23 protein-coding genes are annotated in these 17,610 nt (G+C 63.6%); 15 read left to right on the top strand and 8 right to left on the bottom strand.

The genetic code is table 11. From position 1 onward, the window contains the following. Positions 1 to 16: 16 nt before the first annotated feature. Positions 17 to 511 carry a DUF2244 domain-containing protein gene (locus DPM35_RS05790; RefSeq protein ID WP_112126377.1) on the top strand — a complete coding sequence of 165 codons (495 nt, stop codon included), beginning with the start codon at positions 17 to 19 and terminating at the stop codon, positions 509 to 511. A 12-nt stretch (positions 512 to 523) separates the two neighbouring features. Here DPM35_RS05790 and DPM35_RS05785 read toward each other — a convergent pair whose 3' ends face one another. Continuing rightward, positions 524 to 1,339 carry a class I SAM-dependent methyltransferase gene (locus DPM35_RS05785; protein ID WP_112126376.1) on the bottom strand — a complete coding sequence of 272 codons (816 nt, stop codon included), beginning with the start codon at positions 1,337 to 1,339 and terminating at the stop codon, positions 524 to 526. Between the two features lie 113 nt (positions 1,340 to 1,452). Between DPM35_RS05785 and DPM35_RS05780 the strand changes: the two genes are divergently transcribed. The 9 genes from DPM35_RS05780 (at position 1,453) to DPM35_RS05740 (ending at position 8,164) form a co-directional block, all read left to right on the top strand. Beyond that, the gene (locus tag DPM35_RS05780) at positions 1,453 to 2,358 is read left to right on the top strand and encodes a methylated-DNA--[protein]-cysteine S-methyltransferase (RefSeq protein WP_181591938.1); all 906 of its coding nucleotides are present in this window, start codon (positions 1,453 to 1,455) and stop codon (positions 2,356 to 2,358) included. A 238-nt stretch (positions 2,359 to 2,596) separates the two neighbouring features. Next, positions 2,597 to 3,067, top strand: coding sequence for a hypothetical protein (locus DPM35_RS05775; RefSeq protein ID WP_112126375.1), 471 nt, complete (start codon positions 2,597 to 2,599; stop codon positions 3,065 to 3,067). Between the two features lie 24 nt (positions 3,068 to 3,091). Continuing rightward, positions 3,092 to 3,484, top strand: a complete 393-nt coding sequence (locus DPM35_RS05770; protein WP_112126374.1) for a hypothetical protein — start codon at positions 3,092 to 3,094, stop codon at positions 3,482 to 3,484. After that, positions 3,451 to 4,020 (top strand): hypothetical protein, encoded by a 570-nt coding sequence (locus tag DPM35_RS05765; RefSeq protein WP_112126373.1) that lies wholly within the window; start codon positions 3,451 to 3,453, stop codon positions 4,018 to 4,020. Before DPM35_RS05770 ends, DPM35_RS05765 begins: the two co-directional genes overlap by 34 nt. Next, on the top strand, positions 3,995 to 4,477 hold the full coding sequence (locus DPM35_RS05760) for a hypothetical protein (protein WP_181591972.1): 483 nt from the start codon (positions 3,995 to 3,997) through the stop codon (positions 4,475 to 4,477). The genes DPM35_RS05765 and DPM35_RS05760 overlap by 26 nt, the downstream gene beginning before the upstream one ends. Positions 4,478 to 4,667: 190 nt before the next feature. Further along, entirely contained in the window at positions 4,668 to 5,573 is a 906-nt protein-coding gene (locus DPM35_RS05755) for a ribokinase (protein ID WP_112127058.1), read from the top strand. 2 nt (positions 5,574 to 5,575) lie between these two features. Continuing rightward, on the top strand, positions 5,576 to 7,027 hold the full coding sequence (locus tag DPM35_RS05750; protein ID WP_112126371.1) for an amidase: 1,452 nt from the start codon (positions 5,576 to 5,578) through the stop codon (positions 7,025 to 7,027). 93 nt (positions 7,028 to 7,120) lie between these two features. Further along, entirely contained in the window at positions 7,121 to 7,735 is a 615-nt protein-coding gene (locus DPM35_RS05745; RefSeq protein WP_112126370.1) for a LysE family translocator, read from the top strand. A gap of 111 nt (positions 7,736 to 7,846) precedes the next feature. Next, positions 7,847 to 8,164 carry a hypothetical protein gene (locus tag DPM35_RS05740; protein ID WP_112126369.1) on the top strand — a complete coding sequence of 106 codons (318 nt, stop codon included), beginning with the start codon at positions 7,847 to 7,849 and terminating at the stop codon, positions 8,162 to 8,164. A 109-nt stretch (positions 8,165 to 8,273) separates the two neighbouring features. Here DPM35_RS05740 and DPM35_RS05735 read toward each other — a convergent pair whose 3' ends face one another. After that, positions 8,274 to 9,218 carry a nucleoside hydrolase gene (locus DPM35_RS05735; protein ID WP_112126368.1) on the bottom strand — a complete coding sequence of 315 codons (945 nt, stop codon included), beginning with the start codon at positions 9,216 to 9,218 and terminating at the stop codon, positions 8,274 to 8,276. 242 nt (positions 9,219 to 9,460) lie between these two features. Here DPM35_RS05735 and DPM35_RS05730 point away from each other — a divergent pair, with 242 nt between their 5' ends. Beyond that, positions 9,461 to 9,886 carry an Hsp20 family protein gene (locus tag DPM35_RS05730; protein WP_042641067.1) on the top strand — a complete coding sequence of 142 codons (426 nt, stop codon included), beginning with the start codon at positions 9,461 to 9,463 and terminating at the stop codon, positions 9,884 to 9,886. Between the two features lie 62 nt (positions 9,887 to 9,948). Then, complete coding sequence (locus tag DPM35_RS05725; RefSeq protein ID WP_036257920.1) at positions 9,949 to 10,206, top strand: BQ00720 family protein; 258 nt, start codon at positions 9,949 to 9,951, stop codon at positions 10,204 to 10,206. A 67-nt stretch (positions 10,207 to 10,273) separates the two neighbouring features. Here DPM35_RS05725 and ptsN read toward each other — a convergent pair whose 3' ends face one another. From ptsN to lptC, 6 genes are all read right to left on the bottom strand, one after another. Continuing rightward, on the bottom strand, positions 10,274 to 10,738 hold the full coding sequence (gene ptsN / locus DPM35_RS05720; protein WP_042641064.1) for a PTS IIA-like nitrogen regulatory protein PtsN: 465 nt from the start codon (positions 10,736 to 10,738) through the stop codon (positions 10,274 to 10,276). 60 nt (positions 10,739 to 10,798) lie between these two features. Continuing rightward, positions 10,799 to 11,386 (bottom strand): ribosome hibernation-promoting factor, HPF/YfiA family, encoded by a 588-nt coding sequence (gene hpf / locus DPM35_RS05715; protein WP_112126367.1) that lies wholly within the window; start codon positions 11,384 to 11,386, stop codon positions 10,799 to 10,801. Positions 11,387 to 11,715: 329 nt separating this feature from the next. Then, the gene (gene rpoN / locus DPM35_RS05710) at positions 11,716 to 13,242 is read right to left on the bottom strand and encodes an RNA polymerase factor sigma-54 (protein ID WP_112126366.1); all 1,527 of its coding nucleotides are present in this window, start codon (positions 13,240 to 13,242) and stop codon (positions 11,716 to 11,718) included. Positions 13,243 to 13,431: 189 nt separating this feature from the next. After that, a complete protein-coding gene (gene lptB, locus DPM35_RS05705) occupies positions 13,432 to 14,250 on the bottom strand; it encodes an LPS export ABC transporter ATP-binding protein (protein WP_042641058.1) in 819 nt (272 codons plus the stop codon). Next, on the bottom strand, positions 14,250 to 14,852 hold the full coding sequence (locus DPM35_RS05700; protein WP_112126365.1) for an LptA/OstA family protein: 603 nt from the start codon (positions 14,850 to 14,852) through the stop codon (positions 14,250 to 14,252). Before DPM35_RS05700 ends, lptB begins: the two co-directional genes overlap by 1 nt. Then, complete coding sequence (gene lptC / locus DPM35_RS05695; RefSeq protein WP_112126364.1) at positions 14,839 to 15,552, bottom strand: LPS export ABC transporter periplasmic protein LptC; 714 nt, start codon at positions 15,550 to 15,552, stop codon at positions 14,839 to 14,841. Before lptC ends, DPM35_RS05700 begins: the two co-directional genes overlap by 14 nt. 294 nt (positions 15,553 to 15,846) lie before the next feature. Here lptC and sppA point away from each other — a divergent pair, with 294 nt between their 5' ends. The 3 genes from sppA (at position 15,847) to DPM35_RS05680 (ending at position 17,607) form a co-directional block, all read left to right on the top strand. Beyond that, the gene (gene sppA, locus DPM35_RS05690) at positions 15,847 to 16,803 is read left to right on the top strand and encodes a signal peptide peptidase SppA (protein WP_112127057.1); all 957 of its coding nucleotides are present in this window, start codon (positions 15,847 to 15,849) and stop codon (positions 16,801 to 16,803) included. Positions 16,804 to 16,872: 69 nt separating this feature from the next. Next, the gene (locus DPM35_RS05685; protein ID WP_027165368.1) at positions 16,873 to 17,157 is read left to right on the top strand and encodes an integration host factor subunit beta; all 285 of its coding nucleotides are present in this window, start codon (positions 16,873 to 16,875) and stop codon (positions 17,155 to 17,157) included. A gap of 117 nt (positions 17,158 to 17,274) precedes the next feature. After that, a complete protein-coding gene (locus tag DPM35_RS05680; protein WP_095819479.1) occupies positions 17,275 to 17,607 on the top strand; it encodes a DUF1049 domain-containing protein in 333 nt (110 codons plus the stop codon). The last annotated feature ends 3 nt before the right edge of the window (positions 17,608 to 17,610 follow it).

Below are 17,610 nucleotides of genomic sequence, written 5' to 3'. Positions count from 1 at the left end.
CCTATAATATTACCTCATGAGCGACACAAACGCCTCGTTTCAGGCCGACGAGCCATTTTTCCAGGCCTTGCTCACGCCGCACCGCTCGCTCGGCCGCGCCGGCTTCCTGATCCTGATGGGAGCGCTTCTGTTCGGCTGGGCGGTCACCGGCGCCTTCTTCCTGGCGCACGGCGCCTGGCCGGTGTTTGGCTTCTTCGGCCTCGATGTAATCGCCGTTTATATCGCATTCCGCGCCAACTATCGCGCCGCGCGCGCCCGTGAGGAAATTTCGGTATCGCGCACCAGCCTCGACATCCGCAAGACAGCACCTTCCGGCCGCTCGGAAGCGCATCACTTCAACCCGTTCTGGACCCGGTTCTCGATTGCCCGCCACAGCGAAATCGGCATCACCAAGATGGCCGTCGAAGCGCAGGGCAAGAGCGTGGCGATCGGCGGCTTCCTCAATCCCGACGACCGCGAAAGCTTCGCCACCGCCTTTTCGCGCGCGCTGGCGACCGCCAAGACGCGCTGACACCCAAACGTATCAGAACCGATACCGCAGCAGCCTGCCGACCTTGCGCATCGCTGGGATCAGCTTCCACAGGAAAACGAACAAGCGGGCGGACCAGCCTAGCCGCGCGCCGCGCTCCGGCTTGTAGGACCGGATCTCGCCGATGAAGCGCAGCTTCGGGACGGCCCGCTCGAGCTCGCGGGGATCCTCGATCGCCCAAGAGACCTCGGCGCCCGTCACCTTGATGGCTGGGCTGAGCCGCATCAGCTTCAGCCCAAAATTGCTATAGGCGTCGAACATCAGCTCGCCGCCGGCAAGATGCGAGACAAGCCGCGCAAGCAATTGCGGCCCTTCGTCGGCCGGAAGGTAGGGCGTCAACCCTTCGGCCACCACCATGGCGGGGCGGTTTCGCGGCACCTCAGCCAGCCATTCGGGTTCGGTCACCGACGAACCGATCAGATGGTAACGCTCGCGCGGTGGATAGAGCCTGCGCCTGAGGTCGATGACATCGGGATAGTCGACATCGAACCAGTCCACGCCTCGCGGCGGATCGACCCGGAAAATGCGCGTGTCGAGCCCGCATCCGAGATGCAGCACGATCGCATCCGGATTTCTGGCGAGGAAATCCTCGACCTTGGCATCCAGCGTCACTGCCCGAATGGCAAAGCCCAGGCCGAGATTGCCGTCGACCTTGAGCTTCGAAAAATCATAGTCGATCTTCTTCACGGCCTCGTCGGCGAAGCGATCCTGGAGCAGCGAATTGGGCAACCGGCTCTCCAGCGCCTTGCCGTAGAGCGTCATCAGCAAGGTTTCCCGCGCGCCGGTCAGATCGACCTTTTCACCGGCCATGATTGTCCTCTTCGGTCCGAAGCTGACTATCTGGGTGCCGGCGGCAGGAAGGCAAGTTTCGGGTGGTTGCAAAGCTCTGGAGGACCGATATTCGCGGCCAAGGAGATATTGCCATGAACGCTCAGATGACCATGAATACGCGGATGAAACCAACCGCGATCCTTGAGAACGATATCACGCCGCAAGGCAGCGACTATGACGTCGTGCGCCGCGCCATCGAGAAGATCAGCCTCGACTATCGCGACCAGCCGTCGCTGGAGGTGCTGGCCGAGGAAGTCGGCGAGACGCCGACCGGCCTGCAGAAGCTGTTCACGCGCTGGGCCGGCCTGTCGCCGAAAGCCTTCCTGCAGGCGGTGACGCTCGACCACGCGCGCAGGCTGCTCGATTCCGGCATGCCGCTCCTGGAGACCTCGTTCGAGGTCGGCATGTCCGGCCCCGGCCGGCTGCACGATCTCTTCGTCACGCATGAGGCGATGTCGCCCGGCGACTACAAAACGCGGGGCGCGGGGCTCACCATCCGCTACGGCTACCACATCTCGCCTTTCGGCATCGCGCTGATCATGGTCACCGACCGCGGCCTCGCCGGGCTCGCCTTCTGCGATGCCGGCGGCGAGCGGGCTGCCTTCGCGGACATGTCCGGCCGCTGGCCGAACGCGACCTATGTCGAGGACATGTCGGCCACCCAGGCTTACGCCGCGCGGGTCTTCGACCCGACGAAGTGGCGCGCCGACCAGCCGCTGCGCGTGGTGATGATCGGCACCGATTTCCAGCTGCGCGTCTGGGAAGCCTTGTTGCGCATCCCGATGGGCAGGGCCTGCACCTACTCCTCGATCGCGGCAAGCATCGGCGCGCCAAGCGCCAGCCGGGCCGTCGGCGCGGCGGTAGGCGCCAACCCGATGTCCTTCGTGGTGCCCTGCCATCGGGCGCTGGGCAAGTCCGGCGCGCTTACCGGCTATCACTGGGGGCTGACGCGCAAACGCGCCATCCTCGGTTGGGAAGCGGGACAAGTGGGGTCCTGAAACAATCGATTTTTTTGTCACGTCATTTCGAAAAACCGCGCATCATAATATAAATCGGTACATCCCAAATAAACCAGTCGACTTATTTGCAAAATGCAACCGGCGACAACCTATGGTTATCGCCGGTTTCTTTTAAGTTGTTTCCGGACATTACTTCACTTAACGCTAAATTAACCACGATAAAGGGAAGATGACCCGACGTTGAGCCGGCACGATCCGGTTCGAAAGAGGGGTCTCAATGAAGTTCTTTCGCGCCGCAATGGCAGCAAGCCTGCTCGCCGCCTGCGCCGGCCAGACGGCATCGGCCACCACCGGAAACGTGCTGTTCAATGGCACGATCACCGCCACCTGCACCATCACGATCAACTCCAACGGCACGATGACCGTGAGCAGCAATCTTCAGTCGCTGAGCTCGCACAATGCCGGCGGCTCCGCGGGCAGCGCTCAGGTCGATACGACGGGCGGCGTCTCGCTCAGCGTGGACCCGGTAACCATCACGACCGTGCCGGCATCGGACACGACGGCGACGACATGGACTCCGACCTTCGCCACTTCAGGCGCGCAGACGATTGCCGAAACCGGCACCGCGACCGCGCTGACTGTACCGGGCACATCGACGGTGGCGGTCAATCTCGCCGGCACCAAGAGCGGCACGAACCGGTTCTCCGCCGGCAACTACCAGGCAACGGTGACGCTGCGCTGCGAATAGTCCTAACGCGAGAAGGAGCGGTCCTTGAAAAGAATTGCAATCCTGGCGGCGGGCCTGATCGCCGCGCTGTCTCCCGTTGCGGCGACCGGCCAGTCGATGACGCCGATGCGGGGCGAGGTGCGATCCTTCACCGATGCCTTTGCTGTCCGCGTCTTTCCGGGCAACCCGTACAACCAACGCATCCGCGTGGAGGTCCATGTCTACGACCAGGATTTCCAGCCCGTCGCGGCCAGGATCACGCCGAGCGCCTTCCTTCTGGCCGGCCAGGCTTCGCGCCCTGTCCTGGTGGTGGTCCCGTTCGACGGCGCGAACGACCGTAAAGTGCGTATCTGTACCGAAAGTATCCCCTTTCCAAGCGAGCAGACCCAGATAAGGGCACAGATATGCGGAAAGTTCTTCGGGCATCGCAGGTTCTGACCTTGTCCTTGCTGCCCGTCCTGGCTGCCGTCAGTCAGGGGCTTGCAGAGGATATCCTGAACCTGAACCAGAACCAGACCGGTTTCAGTCTGCCCGGCGTCACCCTGCCCCAGGGCCAGGACGAGGTTCATGCCAGCGACGGCACGACCTGCCGCTCGGCCGTTTCCGGCAGCGGCGCCTATCTCGACCTCGGCATCATCCACGGCAACAACTCGAGCAACCAGGCCAACAGCGACATCGCCACCTATGGCCGCGTGGTGATCCCGATCGGGCGGACGCCGAAACGCGTCGATTGTAGCCGCCTCTACGAGTTGGAAGTCGAGCGCCTGCAGCTTGAATTGAAACTCCTCAAAATGGGCCTCGGCGCCGACGGCCAAACGACGGGCAGTGTGCCCGCCTCCGCGCCCCAAGGCCCCGCGCCCCAGACCAGTGCGGCTCAAGCCAACGCGGCCCAGGTCAAATCAGCGGGATGGGCCAATGAAGGCTGGAGCATCAGAGGCACGACCGGCAATGAGAAGAAAAAGAAGCGGAAATAGCCGCGCGCTGCTCGCGGCAGCAGCGCTTGCGGGCTTCTGTCTCCCGGCGCAGGCTGCGATCATCGGCACCTGCACGATCATGATCGGGGCGTCGGGAACGATGAAATCGAACCCCGCCATCAACATCTTCGGCTCCAAGCAGGCAGGCGGATCGAGCGCCGGCGCCACCATCACCGCGAACTCGACGCTGTGTTCCATCCTAAACCTGCTAGACTGCTATTCCGTGTCCGCGGCGGCGCCGGCCGCTTTCACGTCCGCGCCGAGCGGCGGCGACACCAATGTCACCTTTGCCTCCGTCTTCCGCCTCGACGGTTCGGGGCTGGATAACCCGGGCAGCTCGCCGCAAAAGCTGACCAACGGCACCCACACCATCCAGGTCGACCTGACCGCCACGAAGTCGTCGGGCATCTTCCCGGCGGGTAGCTACCAGGCCGAGGTCACCGTCCGCTGCGAATGATGCTGTGGGCCAGGCCGCGCGGACAGCGACATGATCTGGCAACCGGCGGACTTTGCGGCTAGCTTCGCGCCCAGCCCGCAATTACAGGAAAAGCGCTTCGCGCATTTCGCCTGGACTTGCGCAAAAGCAGAGTCTTGGAGCAGGTCCGCCTTTCAGCACGGGCTGAGCCGCTTCAATGGGAGGCAGTTTTTTGATTATCGTTGTCGGTTCGATCAACCTCGACCTTATCGCCAATGTCGACCGCCTGCCGGAACCCGGCGAGACGGTGCGCGGCTCCGGCTTCGCCACCGCGCCTGGCGGCAAAGGCGCCAACCAGGCCTTGGCCGCGGCGCGCGCGGGAGCCCAGGTGCGGATGGTGGGCGCCGTCGGCAAGGATAGTTTCGCCGCCGAGGCGCTCGCCCTGCTCAAGGCCGGCAATGTTGATCTCTCCGGTGTCGGCGAAAGCTTCGCCTCGACCGGCACCGCGTTGATCCTGGTCGGCGCCGACGGGGAGAATGTCATCGCCGTCGTGCCGGGCGCCAATGATTCGGTGGTGCCGGGCGATATCGCCAAGGCCTATCTCAAGAAAGGCGATGTCGTGCTCCTGCAGCACGAGATCCCGCTGCAGACGGTCGAGGCCGCGCTTGACGCGGGGCGCGCGGCGGGCGCAGTCAGCGTGCTCAACACCGCTCCCTTCCGTGCCGAAGCCGCCGGCTTCCTCGGCAAGGCAGACTTTGCCGTCGCCAACGAAACCGAATTCGATCTCTATGGCGAGGCGCTGTCGCTTTCCGGACGCGACCGCCCCGCCCGCATGCGCGACTATGCCCAAAAGACCGGCCGTGCCATCGTCGTCACGCTGGGCGGCGACGGCGTGCTGGCCGCGACGCCGCACGACTTCCTCACCATCCCGGCGCTGAAGATCACCCCGGTCGACACGGTCGGCGCCGGCGACACCTTCTGCGGCTATTTCGGCGCCGGCCTGGCGTCGGGTCTTTCGCTCGAAGACGCGCTTACCCGCGCCGCCGCGGCCGGCTCGCTGGCCTGCCTGAAGCCCGGCGCGCAACCGGCGATCCCGCTGGGCAAGGATGTCGACGCTGCCTTGGCGGGAACGCGTTAAGCATGCGTCCCGTCACCAAACATGCCGTGCCGGCGGCCAGCGATATCTGCCGCCTCTCAGCCGTCGAGCTCGCCGACAGGATCAGGCAGCGACAACTCGCGGTGCGTGAAGTCGTCAGCGCTTTCCTCGATCGCATCGAGGCTGTGAACCCTCTGGTCAACGCGATCGTATCGCTGCGCGAGCGCACCGATATCCTGGCCGAGGCCGAGAGCGCCGATGCTCATCTGGCCCGCGGCGGCGAGACCGGATCGCTCTTCGGCCTGCCGATCGCCATCAAGGACCTCGCCTTGACCAAGGGGCTCAGGACCACCTTCGGCTCGCCGATCTTCGCCGATTTCATCCCTGACATGGACGACTTCTTCGTCGAGCGCATCCGCAAGGCCGGCGCCATCATCATCGGCAAGACCAATGTTCCGGAATTCGGCCTTGGCTCCAATACCTACAATCCGGTCTTCGGACCGACGCTCAACGCCTTCGACCCGGCGCTGACCGCCGGCGGCTCGAGCGGCGGCGCGGCGGTGGCGCTGGCGCTCGACATGCTGCCGGTCGCCGACGGCAGCGACTTCGGCGGCTCGCTGCGCAATCCGGCCGCCTACAACAATGTCTACGGCTTCCGTCCCTCGCAGGGGCTTGTGCCGGCCGGCCCCGACATCGACGTCTTCCATTCGCAGATGGGCGTCGAGGGACCGATGGGCCGCGGTGTCCGCGACATCGCGCTGCTGCTCGACGAACAGGCGGGCCACCACCCGCAGGCGCCCTTATCGCTCGCCAAGGAAGGCTCGTTCCTCGACGGCTTGCGGGCGAAAGCGTCCGGCGGCCGCATCGCCTGGCTGGGCGACCTCGGTGGCCACCTGCCGACGGAACCGGGCGTCATCGACCTTTGCGAGGCCGCGCTTGCCCGCTTTGCGGACGCGTCGTTCCACAGTGAAGCTCTGGTGCCGGATGTCGATTTCGAGGCGCTGTGGCAGGCTTTTGTCACCTTGCGCCAGGCAAGCAGCGGCTGCGGGCTGAAGGCGCATTACGACGATCCGGCAAAACGGAAGCTTCTGAAGCCCGAGGCGGCATGGGAAGTGGAACAGGCGATGCGCCTCACGGCGCCGCAGATCCATGCCGCAACGGTCCGGCGCACGTCTTGGCACCGCACGCTGCTGTCGCTCTTCGAGCACTTCGACCTCATCGCCCTGCCGACCGCGCAAGTGTTCCCTTTCGACGTGACCACCCACTGGCCGGACAAGGTCGCCGGGCGCACCATGGACAGCTATCACCGCTGGATGGAGGTCTCCGCCTTTGCCACGCTCGGCGGCTGCCCGGCGCTCAACGTGCCGGCCGGCTTCGACGCAAAAGGCCGGCCGATGGGCATGCAGCTGATCGGCCGCCCGCGCGGCGACCTCGGCGTGCTCAAGGCCGGCGCCGCCTATGAGGCGACGCTGCCGTGGCCGGCCGGCGCGGGCTGACGGGCCGCCCTGCCCGGCGAGCTTGCGCCAACGCCGATCCCGTGCATTGATCGCGCTCCGCCCAAGTCGGCGCCGTCCTGTTCGAGGGAAATCATGTCGCTGGAACTCTACGCAACCTATGTCGTCGCCTGCATCGTCATCATCCTGGTGCCGGGTCCCACGGTCACGCTGATCATCGCCAACAGCATCCGCCACGGTTCGCGCGCGGGCTTGGCCAACGTCGCCGGCACGCAGGCCGGCCTTGCCATCATGATCGCCATCGTCGGCATCGGGCTCAACACGCTGATCGCCGGCATGGGCCACTGGTTCGAATGGGTGCGGCTGCTCGGCGCCGCCTACCTGATCTGGATGGGCGTCCAGATGTTTCGCGCCAAAGGCGCGCTCAACCCGGACGGGTCGGCGAAGAAGCCGCGTGGCGGCTTCTTCCTGCAGGGTTTTCTCGTGGCGATCTCCAATCCGAAGACGCTTGTCTTCTTCGGCGCCTTCTTCCCGCAGTTCATCGCGCCTCAGGGCAATTACACGCTGCAGATCGTGGTCATGGGCCTGACGGCAATGATCTTCGCCGCCATGTCGGACTCGACCTACGCGCTGGCGGCAGGCCGCGCCGGGCGGCTGCTGTCGGCCAGCCGCGTCAGGCTGATGTCGCGCATCAGCGGCAGTTTTCTTGTCGGCGGCGGGCTGTGGCTGGCGTTCTCCAGGGCGAAGTAACGGCCCCCGGGGGGGGCCAACACACCAACGGCAATCTCATGGAATAGAAGGCCGATTGAAAGTCGGCCTTCTATTCACCACATGATTTGTGGTGGGGGATTTCGGGGATTCATGCCAGTGCCATGGGCTTTTGCCGATCTGAAAAGGAACGCGCTCGGCGTGATCCCGATCGTCATTGTGCTCATGGCAGTTCCCGCAACCCTAAATGGCTGGACCAACGCTGCGAGCCCGATACGGTCGGTCGTCGCGATCGATGCAACGATCAGAAGTGCCCAGTGGGGACAGGGCCGCATCAACTACCTGCTTCTGCTTGACGACGGCTCATCCCTTCTTGTCGAGGACGATCGCCTCCACATGATCGGCTCGCGTATCGGCATCGAGCGCGTCATTCGCGAAAATGCTTCCATCTCATATCGCTTTCCAGAATGAGTGGAGCGATAGGTCAACGCTGTCCATCGGGAGACAGCACCATAAAGATGGCGCCGACACGTATCGATTGCTCAACGGGTGACGGCGCACGCTCGTCCATTTTAGCCGGTCAGTTCAACCGCCCCAGCCGCTCCACCAGCAGCGCAAAGAAGCCGTTATGGTCGATGTCTCGCATCACCATGGCGTTCTTTTCGCGCTTGGTGACGCCCCACCAGTCGATCACCGTCATGCCCATGGTGAGCTCCGACGCGGTCTCCACGCTGACATTGCAGCGGCGGCCCTTGAAAAGTTCCGGCTTGAGGAGATAGGCGATCACGCACGGATCGTGCAGCGGCCCGCCATCGGTGCCGTATTTTTCCTCGTCATAGCGTTCGAAGAACTCCAGCATCTCGGCGGTCGCGGTGCCGACCTTGGTGCCGAGCTGGCGGAAAGCCTGGATGCGCTTGGAGGTGGTCAGCGCCTTGTGGGTGACGTCGAGCGGCATCATCACGATCGGGATGCCCGACTTGAACACCAGATCGGCCGCCTGCGGGTCGACATAGATGTTGAACTCGGCAGCCGGCGTGACGTTGCCGCCTTCGAAGAAGCCGCCGCCCATCAGGACGATTTCCTTGATGCGCGGCGCGATCCTGGGCTCGCGGATCAGCGCCAGCGCGATGTTGGTGAGCGGTCCGAGCGGGCACAGCGTGATCGTGCCGCTTTCCTCGCGCATCAGCGTCTCGACGATGAAATCGACAGCGTATTGTTCCTGCAACGGCATGGTCGGCTCAGGCAGTTGCGGCCCGTTCAGGCCGGTCTTGCCATGCACTTCCTCGGCGGTGACGAGTTCGCGCGCCAGCGGCCGGATGGCGCCGGCATAGACCTTGATGTCGGGCCTGCCGGCCAGCTCGCAGATCTTGCGGGCGTTGTTCTGGGTCAGCTTCAGCGGCACGTTGCCTGCAACCGCGGTGATGCCGACGATCTCCAGCTCGGAACTGCCGAGCGCCAGCAATATGGCGACGGCGTCGTCCTGGCCGGGATCCGTGTCGATGATGATCTTTCTGGACTGGGGCATTTCAATTCCTTTTGGGAGTCTTTTTGGGCGGGGTTTCGAGCATGATCCCGAAAAAGTGGGAACCGGTTTTCGGACAAGATCATGCTCCAACGAAGGGCTGAACCAGGATGGCAGTTCAACGAAACGTCATCCTGATTTCAGTGGCTTGAACTTGATCGCGCGGCGGACCATATCAAGACCATCGGGAAAAATGCCATCCGGGTTTTTCCAGTTTGTGTCGCTCTTCAGAGGACAGTGTAACAATGAGTCGAATGACGCCCTTCTCCAGCCCGCTTCTCCTGGGCTTCGATGCCATGGAAAAGACGCTTGAGCGTCTGGCGAAGACCGGCGACAGCTATCCTCCGTACAACATCGAACGCCTCAGCGCCGCTGACGGCAAGGCCGAAAGGCTGCGCATCACATTGGCCGTTGCCGGTTTCGCCGAGAGCGACCTTGATGTCACCACGGAGGAAAACCAGCTGATCGTGCGCGGTCGCCAGACCGACGACACCGAGCGCGAATTCCTCCACCGCGGCATCGCCGCGCGCCAGTTCCAGCGCTGCTTCGTGCTGGCCGACGGCATGCGGGTGATCGCGGCCGAACTGAAGAACGGCCTGCTGTCGATCGATCTCGATCGGCCGGAGGCCGAGCGACTGGTACGGAAAATAAACATATCGGTGAAAGACTGACCTTCGCCGATGGCTCTATGCGAGGCGGCCAATCCTGGCGTCTCGCGCCAAGGAGGCTTGAAATGACCAGAACTGACGAAACGATCACCATGACCAGCGGCGAACTCGCCCATCTCGGCGAAGGCTCTGTCGCTTATCTGCGGAAAGTGTCGAGCGACGATCTGCGCGGCCGCTTCCCGGGCCTCGGCGAAATCGCGCCCGGGCTGGAGCTGTGGGCGCTGTTTGCCGCCAACGGCCAGCCGATCCTGCTTTCCGACGCCCGTGACCGGGCGCTGGCGGGTGCGTTGGAGAACGACCTGACCACCGTCGCGATCCATTAACGCGAGTCCAGGTCTTCGACACAGAAAGGGCCGCCCGCGGCGGCCCTGGAAGCTTTAATCAAAAACTTCAGGCCGCGTGCGAGGCCTGCGTGTCGGACAGCAGGGCGTGGATCGCCACCGCGTCGCGCGTACCCCTGATCTTGGCAACCGTATCGGCATCGCGCAGCACGCGCGCGATGCGCGACAGCGCCTTGAGATGGTCGGCGCCGGCGCCTTCCGGAGCAAGGAGCAGAAACACCAGGTCGACCGGCTGGTCGTCCAATGCCTCGAAATCGACCGGCGTTTCCAGCCGCGCGAAGACACCAGCGATCCGCTTCACGCCGGCGAGCTTGCCGTGCGGAATGGCGATGCCATTGCCGACGCCGGTCGATCCCAGCCGTTCGCGCTGCAGGATGGTGTCGAACACCTCCCGTTCCGGGATTCCCGAAATCGCCGCCGCCCTCTCCGACAGCAATTGCAGAAGCTGCTTTTTGGAATTCGCCTTCAACGCCGGCATGATCGCCGGGACGCTGATGAGATCACTGAGATCCATGCTTGAAAAATCCCTTGCTCGCCTGCCGCGCCAGTCGTCGCCCCCTCGCGCGGCCGGCTTTTATGCCTGTGCGACTTTGGTCGTCGACGGATCGATCCAGCCGATATTGCCATCCGGCCGGCGGTAGACGATGTTGAGATGGTCGGTCCCGGCGTTGCGGAACAGGAATACCGGGCTGTCGCTGTTGTCGAGCTCGATCACAGCCGACGCCACCGACATGGTCCGCAGCGTCATGCTTGATTCGGCGACGATGGCCGGAGCGAAGTCCTCCGGAATGTCTTCTTCATCGTCGGTGAGAGGAGCCATCACAGTGTAGGCGATGTCGGTGGGCTCTTCGCCATTGCCATTGCCGGCATTGCGCGACTTCAGCCGGCGCTTGTAGCGGCGCAGCCGCGTTTCCAGGCGGTCGGCCGCCGCCTCGAAGGCAAGCGTCGGGTCCTGAGCGTCGCCGGTCGCCTGCAAGGAAGCGCCGGAATCAAGCCGGACCATGCAGTCGGCGGAGAAACGCGACCCCGATTTGATGACTGTGACATGTCCTGAAAAACCCCGATCGAAATATTTCTCGATCGCCTCGCCGACCCGGTCGTTGATGCGCGTGCGGAACGCATCGCCGATGTCCATATGTTTTCCCGAAATGCGTAGATTCATCTGAAAACTGACCTTCCTTGCCCAGGCTTCAAACTGGTCCCGAGTTTATACCCGTGGTGCGCGCGCACAAGCTTTGCAGCGGCATGCGCGCCGATTTTAGACCCGAACTTTCCGGTTGATCACAAGTCGCCTTCTTGGCCATCCGTGGCCGTATCTGACGGACCCATTCGCAAGCGGGCATTACCGCCCCGCTCATGCGGGCGGGCTTCTAGACACTTCATTGCGGCTTGTCAATGAAGCTTGGGAATTGTGGAAAATCGGCCTGTCTCGCACCGGCCAGGGCTTGTCGGGATTCGGCTCGGGCCGGCATCGCCCGAACGCCAACAAGCCTAGCGGCCGGCGTTCGCGAGCGCACGCTTCTCCCGTCGCCGCTGCACCGACGACGGAATGTTCATGCCTTCGCGGTATTTCGCGACGGTGCGGCGCGCGATGTCGACCCCGCTTTCCTTGAGCATGTCGACGATGGCGTCGTCGGAGAGCACGTCGGCGGGCTTTTCCTCGTCGATCATCTGCTTGATGCGGTCGCGCACGGCCTCGGACGAGTGCGCTTCGCCGCCTTCGGCCGAGGCGATCGACGCGGTGAAGAAATAGCGCAGCTCGAACACCCCGCGCGGCGTCAGCATGTATTTGTTGGCGGTGACGCGGCTGACGGTCGATTCATGCATGCCGATGGCGTCTGCCACCGTGCGCAGGTTGAGCGGCTTGAGGTGGCGCACGCCATGGACGAGGAAGGCGTCCTGCTGCCGCACGATTTCCGAGGCCACCTTGAGGATGGTCTTGGCCCGCTGGTCGAGGCTGCGCGTCAGCCAATTGGCGTTCTGCAGGCATTCAGCGAGAAAATCCTTTTCCGCCTGGTCCTTGGCGTGGCTCGAAACACGGGCAAAATAGACATTGTCCACCAGCACGCGTGGCAGCGTGTCGGCGTTGAGCTCCACCGCCCAGCTGCCGTCATTGGCGGCGCGGACCTCGACATCGGCGACGATCGCGTCGCTTGCGCCGCCCGAGAATGCCAGGCCTGGCCGCGGATCGAGCGCACGGATCTCGGCCAGCATGTCGAGGAGGTCCTCCTCGTCGACGCCGCAGATGCGCTTCAGCGTCTGGAAATCGCGCCGCGCCAGGAGCTCGAGATTGGCGACCAGCGCTTTCATCGCCGGATCGAACCTGTCGCGCGCCTGAAGCTGCAGCGACAGGCACTCGGCAAGGTCGCGTGCGAAAAGCCCTGCCGGCTCGAAGGTGTGGCAGACGCCAAGCACATGCGCCACCGCCGCTTCATCCGTGCCGAGCCGGACCGCGACCTCCACCAGGGCGATGCGCAGATAACCGGCCTCGTCGAGCCCGTCGGCAAGCTCGCCCGCGATGAGGCGGTCGCCGGGGCTCAGCGAAGCAAGCGCGATCTGCTCGCCGACATGTTCGCGCAATGTGACGACGGCCGCAGCCATGTCGCCGACGTCGAACCCCTCCGACGAGGCCGTGCCGGCGCCGCCCGCGGCCGACTTCCACTGCGCCGTGAGATCCGGCCCCAGCCGCTCGCTGGTGCCGGGATCGTCGGGAAACAGGTTCTCCAGCGAAGAGTCGAGTTTTTGCGAGATCGCCTCCGCGCTCCACTCCGTCTCGCCCTCGAACCAGTCGCCCGCGCTATCCCGCTCCGGCGCGGTCTCGCTTTTCTGGGCCTGGTCGCTGGCGGCGTCGTCCTGCGGTTCGGCGCGCTCCAGGAGCGGGTTGCGCTCGATCTCCTCGTCGATGAAGCGCTCGAGCTCGACATGGGTGAGCTGCAGCAGCCGGATCGACTGCATCAGCTGCGGCGTCATCACCAGCGACTGGGATTGTCTGAGCTGCAGTTTGGCTGCCAGCGCCATGGTGGGATTCAAACGCCTCGTCTACGCGTCGGACTCTTGCTATCCGGTCGGGCATAGAAACTGGCCCGGCTTTTGCTTGTCAAGGAAAACGCTAGCAGGATCGGCTTACCGGAGCGTTATCGGGCCGAAAAATCGCGACAAACCAGTCGAAATTCGCTCAAATTCACTCAGGAGAAAGGTATTTTACGCTCAGAGCGTGAAACCCTCGCCGAGATAGAGACGCCGCACATCGGCGTTGGCGACGATTTCGTCTGCCCGGCCATGCGTCAGCACCTGGCCGGCATGGATGATATAGGCGCGATCGATCAGGCCCAGCGTCTCGCGCACATTGTGGTCGGTGATCAAGACGCCGATGCCGCGCGCCGTGAGATGACGGACGAGCTGCTGGATGTCGGCGACGGCGATCGGGTCGATGCCGGCGAAGGGTTCGTCGAGCAGCATATAGGCAGGCCGCGTCGCCAGCGCCCGTGCGATTTCGAGGCGACGCCGTTCGCCGCCCGACAGCGACATCGACGGCGCCTTGCGCAGATGGCTGATGTGGAACTCCTCGAGCAGCTCGTCGAGATTGCGTTCGCGCACCTTGCGATCCTTTTCGACCACTTCCAGCACGGCGCGGATATTCTGCTCGACGTTCAGGCCCCGGAAGATCGACGCTTCCTGCGGCAGATAGCCGATACCAAGGCGGGCGCGCCGGTACATCGGCATCGAGGTGACATCGAAGCCGTCGATCTCGATGGAGCCCTCATCGACGGGGACGAGGCCGGTCACCATGTAGAAACAGGTGGTCTTGCCGGCGCCGTTTGGGCCAAGCAGGCCAACGGCCTCGCCGGCGCGCACGCCAAGCGTCACCCCGCTCACCACCTTGCGGCCCTTGTAGCTTTTGGTCAGGCCCTTGGCGATCAGGGTGCCCTTGAACTTCGCCTTGTCGGTGCCGACCGTCGCCGGGGCAGCCGGCTTTGCGGCCGCCCGTCCCGGAAGACGGGCAAGCAGCGAGGACACGCCGGCCATTACTTGCTCGACGCTCCCTGCTGGGCCGTGCCCTGCTTCTGGGGCGTGATCGACATGATGACGCGGCCGCTGCTGCCGCAACCGTCGACATTGCCGAGGCCGCTCTTCATCTGCACCGTGAGCTTGCAGCCCTTGAGCACGTTATCGCCCTGCGACAGCACCACTTCCTTGCCCTGAAGCGTGAGCACCTGGGTCTTCATGTCGAACGTGCCCGTGTCGCCGGTGGCAATCTGGTCATTCGACTTGATGTAGACCTTGTTCTCGACCACCAGGTGGTCGATGTTGGCGGCGCCCGTCATCGCCGAAGCGCCGGCCGCGGCGCTCTTGTCGGCCTTGGGATCCTTGACATAGTAGACCGTCATCTTGCCGGCCTTGAGCAGCGTCTGCCCCTGGTTGACGGTGACATTACCGCTGAAAACGGCCACGCTGTCGGCCTGCCGGACCTCCAGCTTGTCACTCTCGATCTGGATCGGCTGGTCGCCGGACAGCTTGAGCCCGGACATCTGGCTGGTCGCGCTCGACTGCGCCAAGGAGTGCGCCGTCCCCAGAAACAGCAATGCGGAGGCAGCGGCCAGAGCCCACGCGGATTTACTGCGACGCATTCTGTTCTCCACTGTTTACCCCTGCCGCCTTCAGCGCAGTCGGATCGATGTTGACGCGAACCCGGTTCTCGAAGACCACAAGCCTGCCATTGTCCTCGACCGACATGGAGTCCGCGGTGATACGCGACCCGCCACGGCTGACGTCGACCGGATTGCTCGTCTTCATAGAGCCTTTGCCCATGTCTAGGAAGATCGATTTGAATTTCGCCGCAAGGCCGTCCGTCGTCGTCACGCTGACGTCGCTGGTGAGGTTCATCGTATTGGCGTCGCGATTATAGATACCGTGCTCGGCATCGACCGATACGATATTGTCGGTGGCGACGGGCAGTTTAGCGTTGATGCCTTCGAGATCGATTACGGCCTGCTGGCCGACATCCTGCGTCGCCCTGGTCGCCGTCAGCGAATAGGGCAGCTTCTGCTTGGTGAAGCCGTTGAGCTTCGGATTGGCCATCACCAGCTTGCCGTTCGAAAACGCCGTGCCGTCGGCCTGCACGGAAATGGAGATGGGCGCTTTAAGGTAGGAATAGACTGGAAAGGCGATCGCGATCGCGGCCGCCAACAGCGGCACTGCGAATTTCAGCACGCGCACGCGGCGCGAGTGCCGTTGCGCGCGGTTGAACGCCTCGCCGCGCGTGCCGTCCTGGGTCGCGGGAGCCGGTGCCGGTGCGGCATCGCTCGTTTTGTCAGATCGCGCCAACATGACTTTTCTAATGGACCTTTGCCCGCCCAAACATCGCCTATAGGTGGTATGCCGGCACCTACACGCAAGCACAAGGGGACGAAAACTGCAAAAATGTGACGGCTGCCGCCCACGAAATCGAGAGGAATTCGGGGAGACGGACCGCACTTCATAGCAGATACAGACGGGGACTGCGTTAATTTTTCGTGAGGTCGGCATCAACGCCGAGGCTCGAAGCCGGCGTTCAGGAAACGGTAGCCGTGTGCCGAGGCTTGCTTTAAAAGCTTGCTTTCCCACCGACCCATGAGGCTGACGATGGCAATGAGAGCCGACGACCTGATCGACCGCCGCCGCTTGCGCCGCAAGCTGACTTTCTGGCGGGTGGCCGCTTTTGTGGTTCTGGCGGCAGCGGTTATCGCCTTCTCGACATGGGTCTATGACGATAATTTTACCGGCCAGGCGGTCCCCCATATCGCCAAGGTGAAGATCGAAGGCACCATCACTGAGGACGAGGAACTGCTCAAAAGGCTGGAAGCGATCGGCAAGTCGCCGCAGGTGAAAGGCGTCATCCTGTCGATCGATTCGCCCGGAGGCACCACGGTCGGTGGCGAGTCGACATTCGAAGCCGTGCGCAAGCTTGCCGGCGACAAGCCCGTTGTGGCCGAGGTCGGCACGCTGGCGGCATCGGCCGGCTATATGATCGCAAGTGCGGCCGACCATATCGTCGCCCGCAAGACCTCGATCGTCGGCTCGATCGGCGTGCTGATCCAATATCCTGACGTCAGCGGTCTCATGGACAAGCTCGGCATCAAGCTGGAGGAAGTGAAGTCATCGCCGCTCAAGGCTTCGCCCTCGCCCTTCAAGCCGACCAATGACGATGAGCGCGCCATGGTGCGCAAGCTGATCCTCGACAGTTACGACTGGTTCGTCGGCATCGTCGCGGACCGCCGCAAGATGACGCGTGAGCAGGCGCTGGCGCTGGCTGACGGTTCGATCTTCACCGGCCGCCAGGCCTTGTCCAACCATCTGGTCGACGCCGTCGGCGGCGAGCAGGAGGCGATCGACTGGCTGGCGACGAAGGGCGTGGACGCCAAGCTCAAGGTCGTCGAGTGGAAGGACAAGGACAGGCGTGGCGGTCTCCTGTTCTCGCAGTCGATGGCAAAAATGGCCGCCAAGGCGCTTGGCCTGCCGGATGCCGGCGGCGATGTCATTCACGAGCTCGGCGCCGACCGCTTGTTTCTTGACGGTCTCGTTTCGGTCTGGCACCCTTGACATGCTGTTGGCGCGAGCCAAAAAAGCAATAAAAATCATCCTGATAATCGGTTTTACGGGGAACGTTCTATGATCAAATCCGAGCTTGTGCAGATCATTGCTGCACGCAACCCGCACCTTTTCCTGCGCGACGTCGAAAACATTGTCGGTGCGATCTTTGACGAAATCACCGACGCGCTTGCCGAGGGCAATCGGGTCGAATTGCGCGGTTTCGGTGCCTTTTCGGTGAAAAATCGCCCCGCCCGCACCGGCCGCAATCCGCGCACCGGCGAGTCCGTCGAGGTCGAGGAAAAGTGGGTGCCGTTCTTCAAGACCGGCAAGGAGTTGCGTGAAAGGCTGAACGGCGGCAAATAGGCGCCGCGCCGGCGGATTGAGATGGGATCTTGGCGCTTAAAGCATGTCTCCCGAAAGTGGAGGCCGGTTCGGGCCAAAGACATGCGCGCTTGGGAAGCTTCTCTCTATGGAGATCTGATGTTCAATCGCTTCATCCTCGTCGTGGTCTTCGTGCCGCTGGCCATCATCCTGATCGCGCTCGCCGTCGCCAACCGCGGCGCCGTCGCCTTCACGCTCGATCCATTCCATCCCGGCAATCCCGCGCTGACGCTAAACCTGCCGCTTTTCATCTTCCTTTTTCTGGCCCTGGCCATCGGCATGGTCGTCGGCAGCATGGCGACCTGGGTGAAGCAGGGGCGCTACCGCAAGCTCGCGCGCCAGCGCGGCCTGGAGGCTGAAAACCTGCGCCAGGCGGTGAGCCGCGCGCCGGCGGCGCCGAATGGACCGGCGCTGCCCAAGCCGACCAATTGAAGC

Source organism: Mesorhizobium atlanticum, assembly GCF_003289965.1.
In the GTDB taxonomy this organism is placed as follows: Bacteria; Pseudomonadota; Alphaproteobacteria; order Rhizobiales; family Rhizobiaceae; genus Mesorhizobium; species Mesorhizobium atlanticum.
This window is presented reverse-complemented; position numbering and strand designations above follow the sequence as displayed.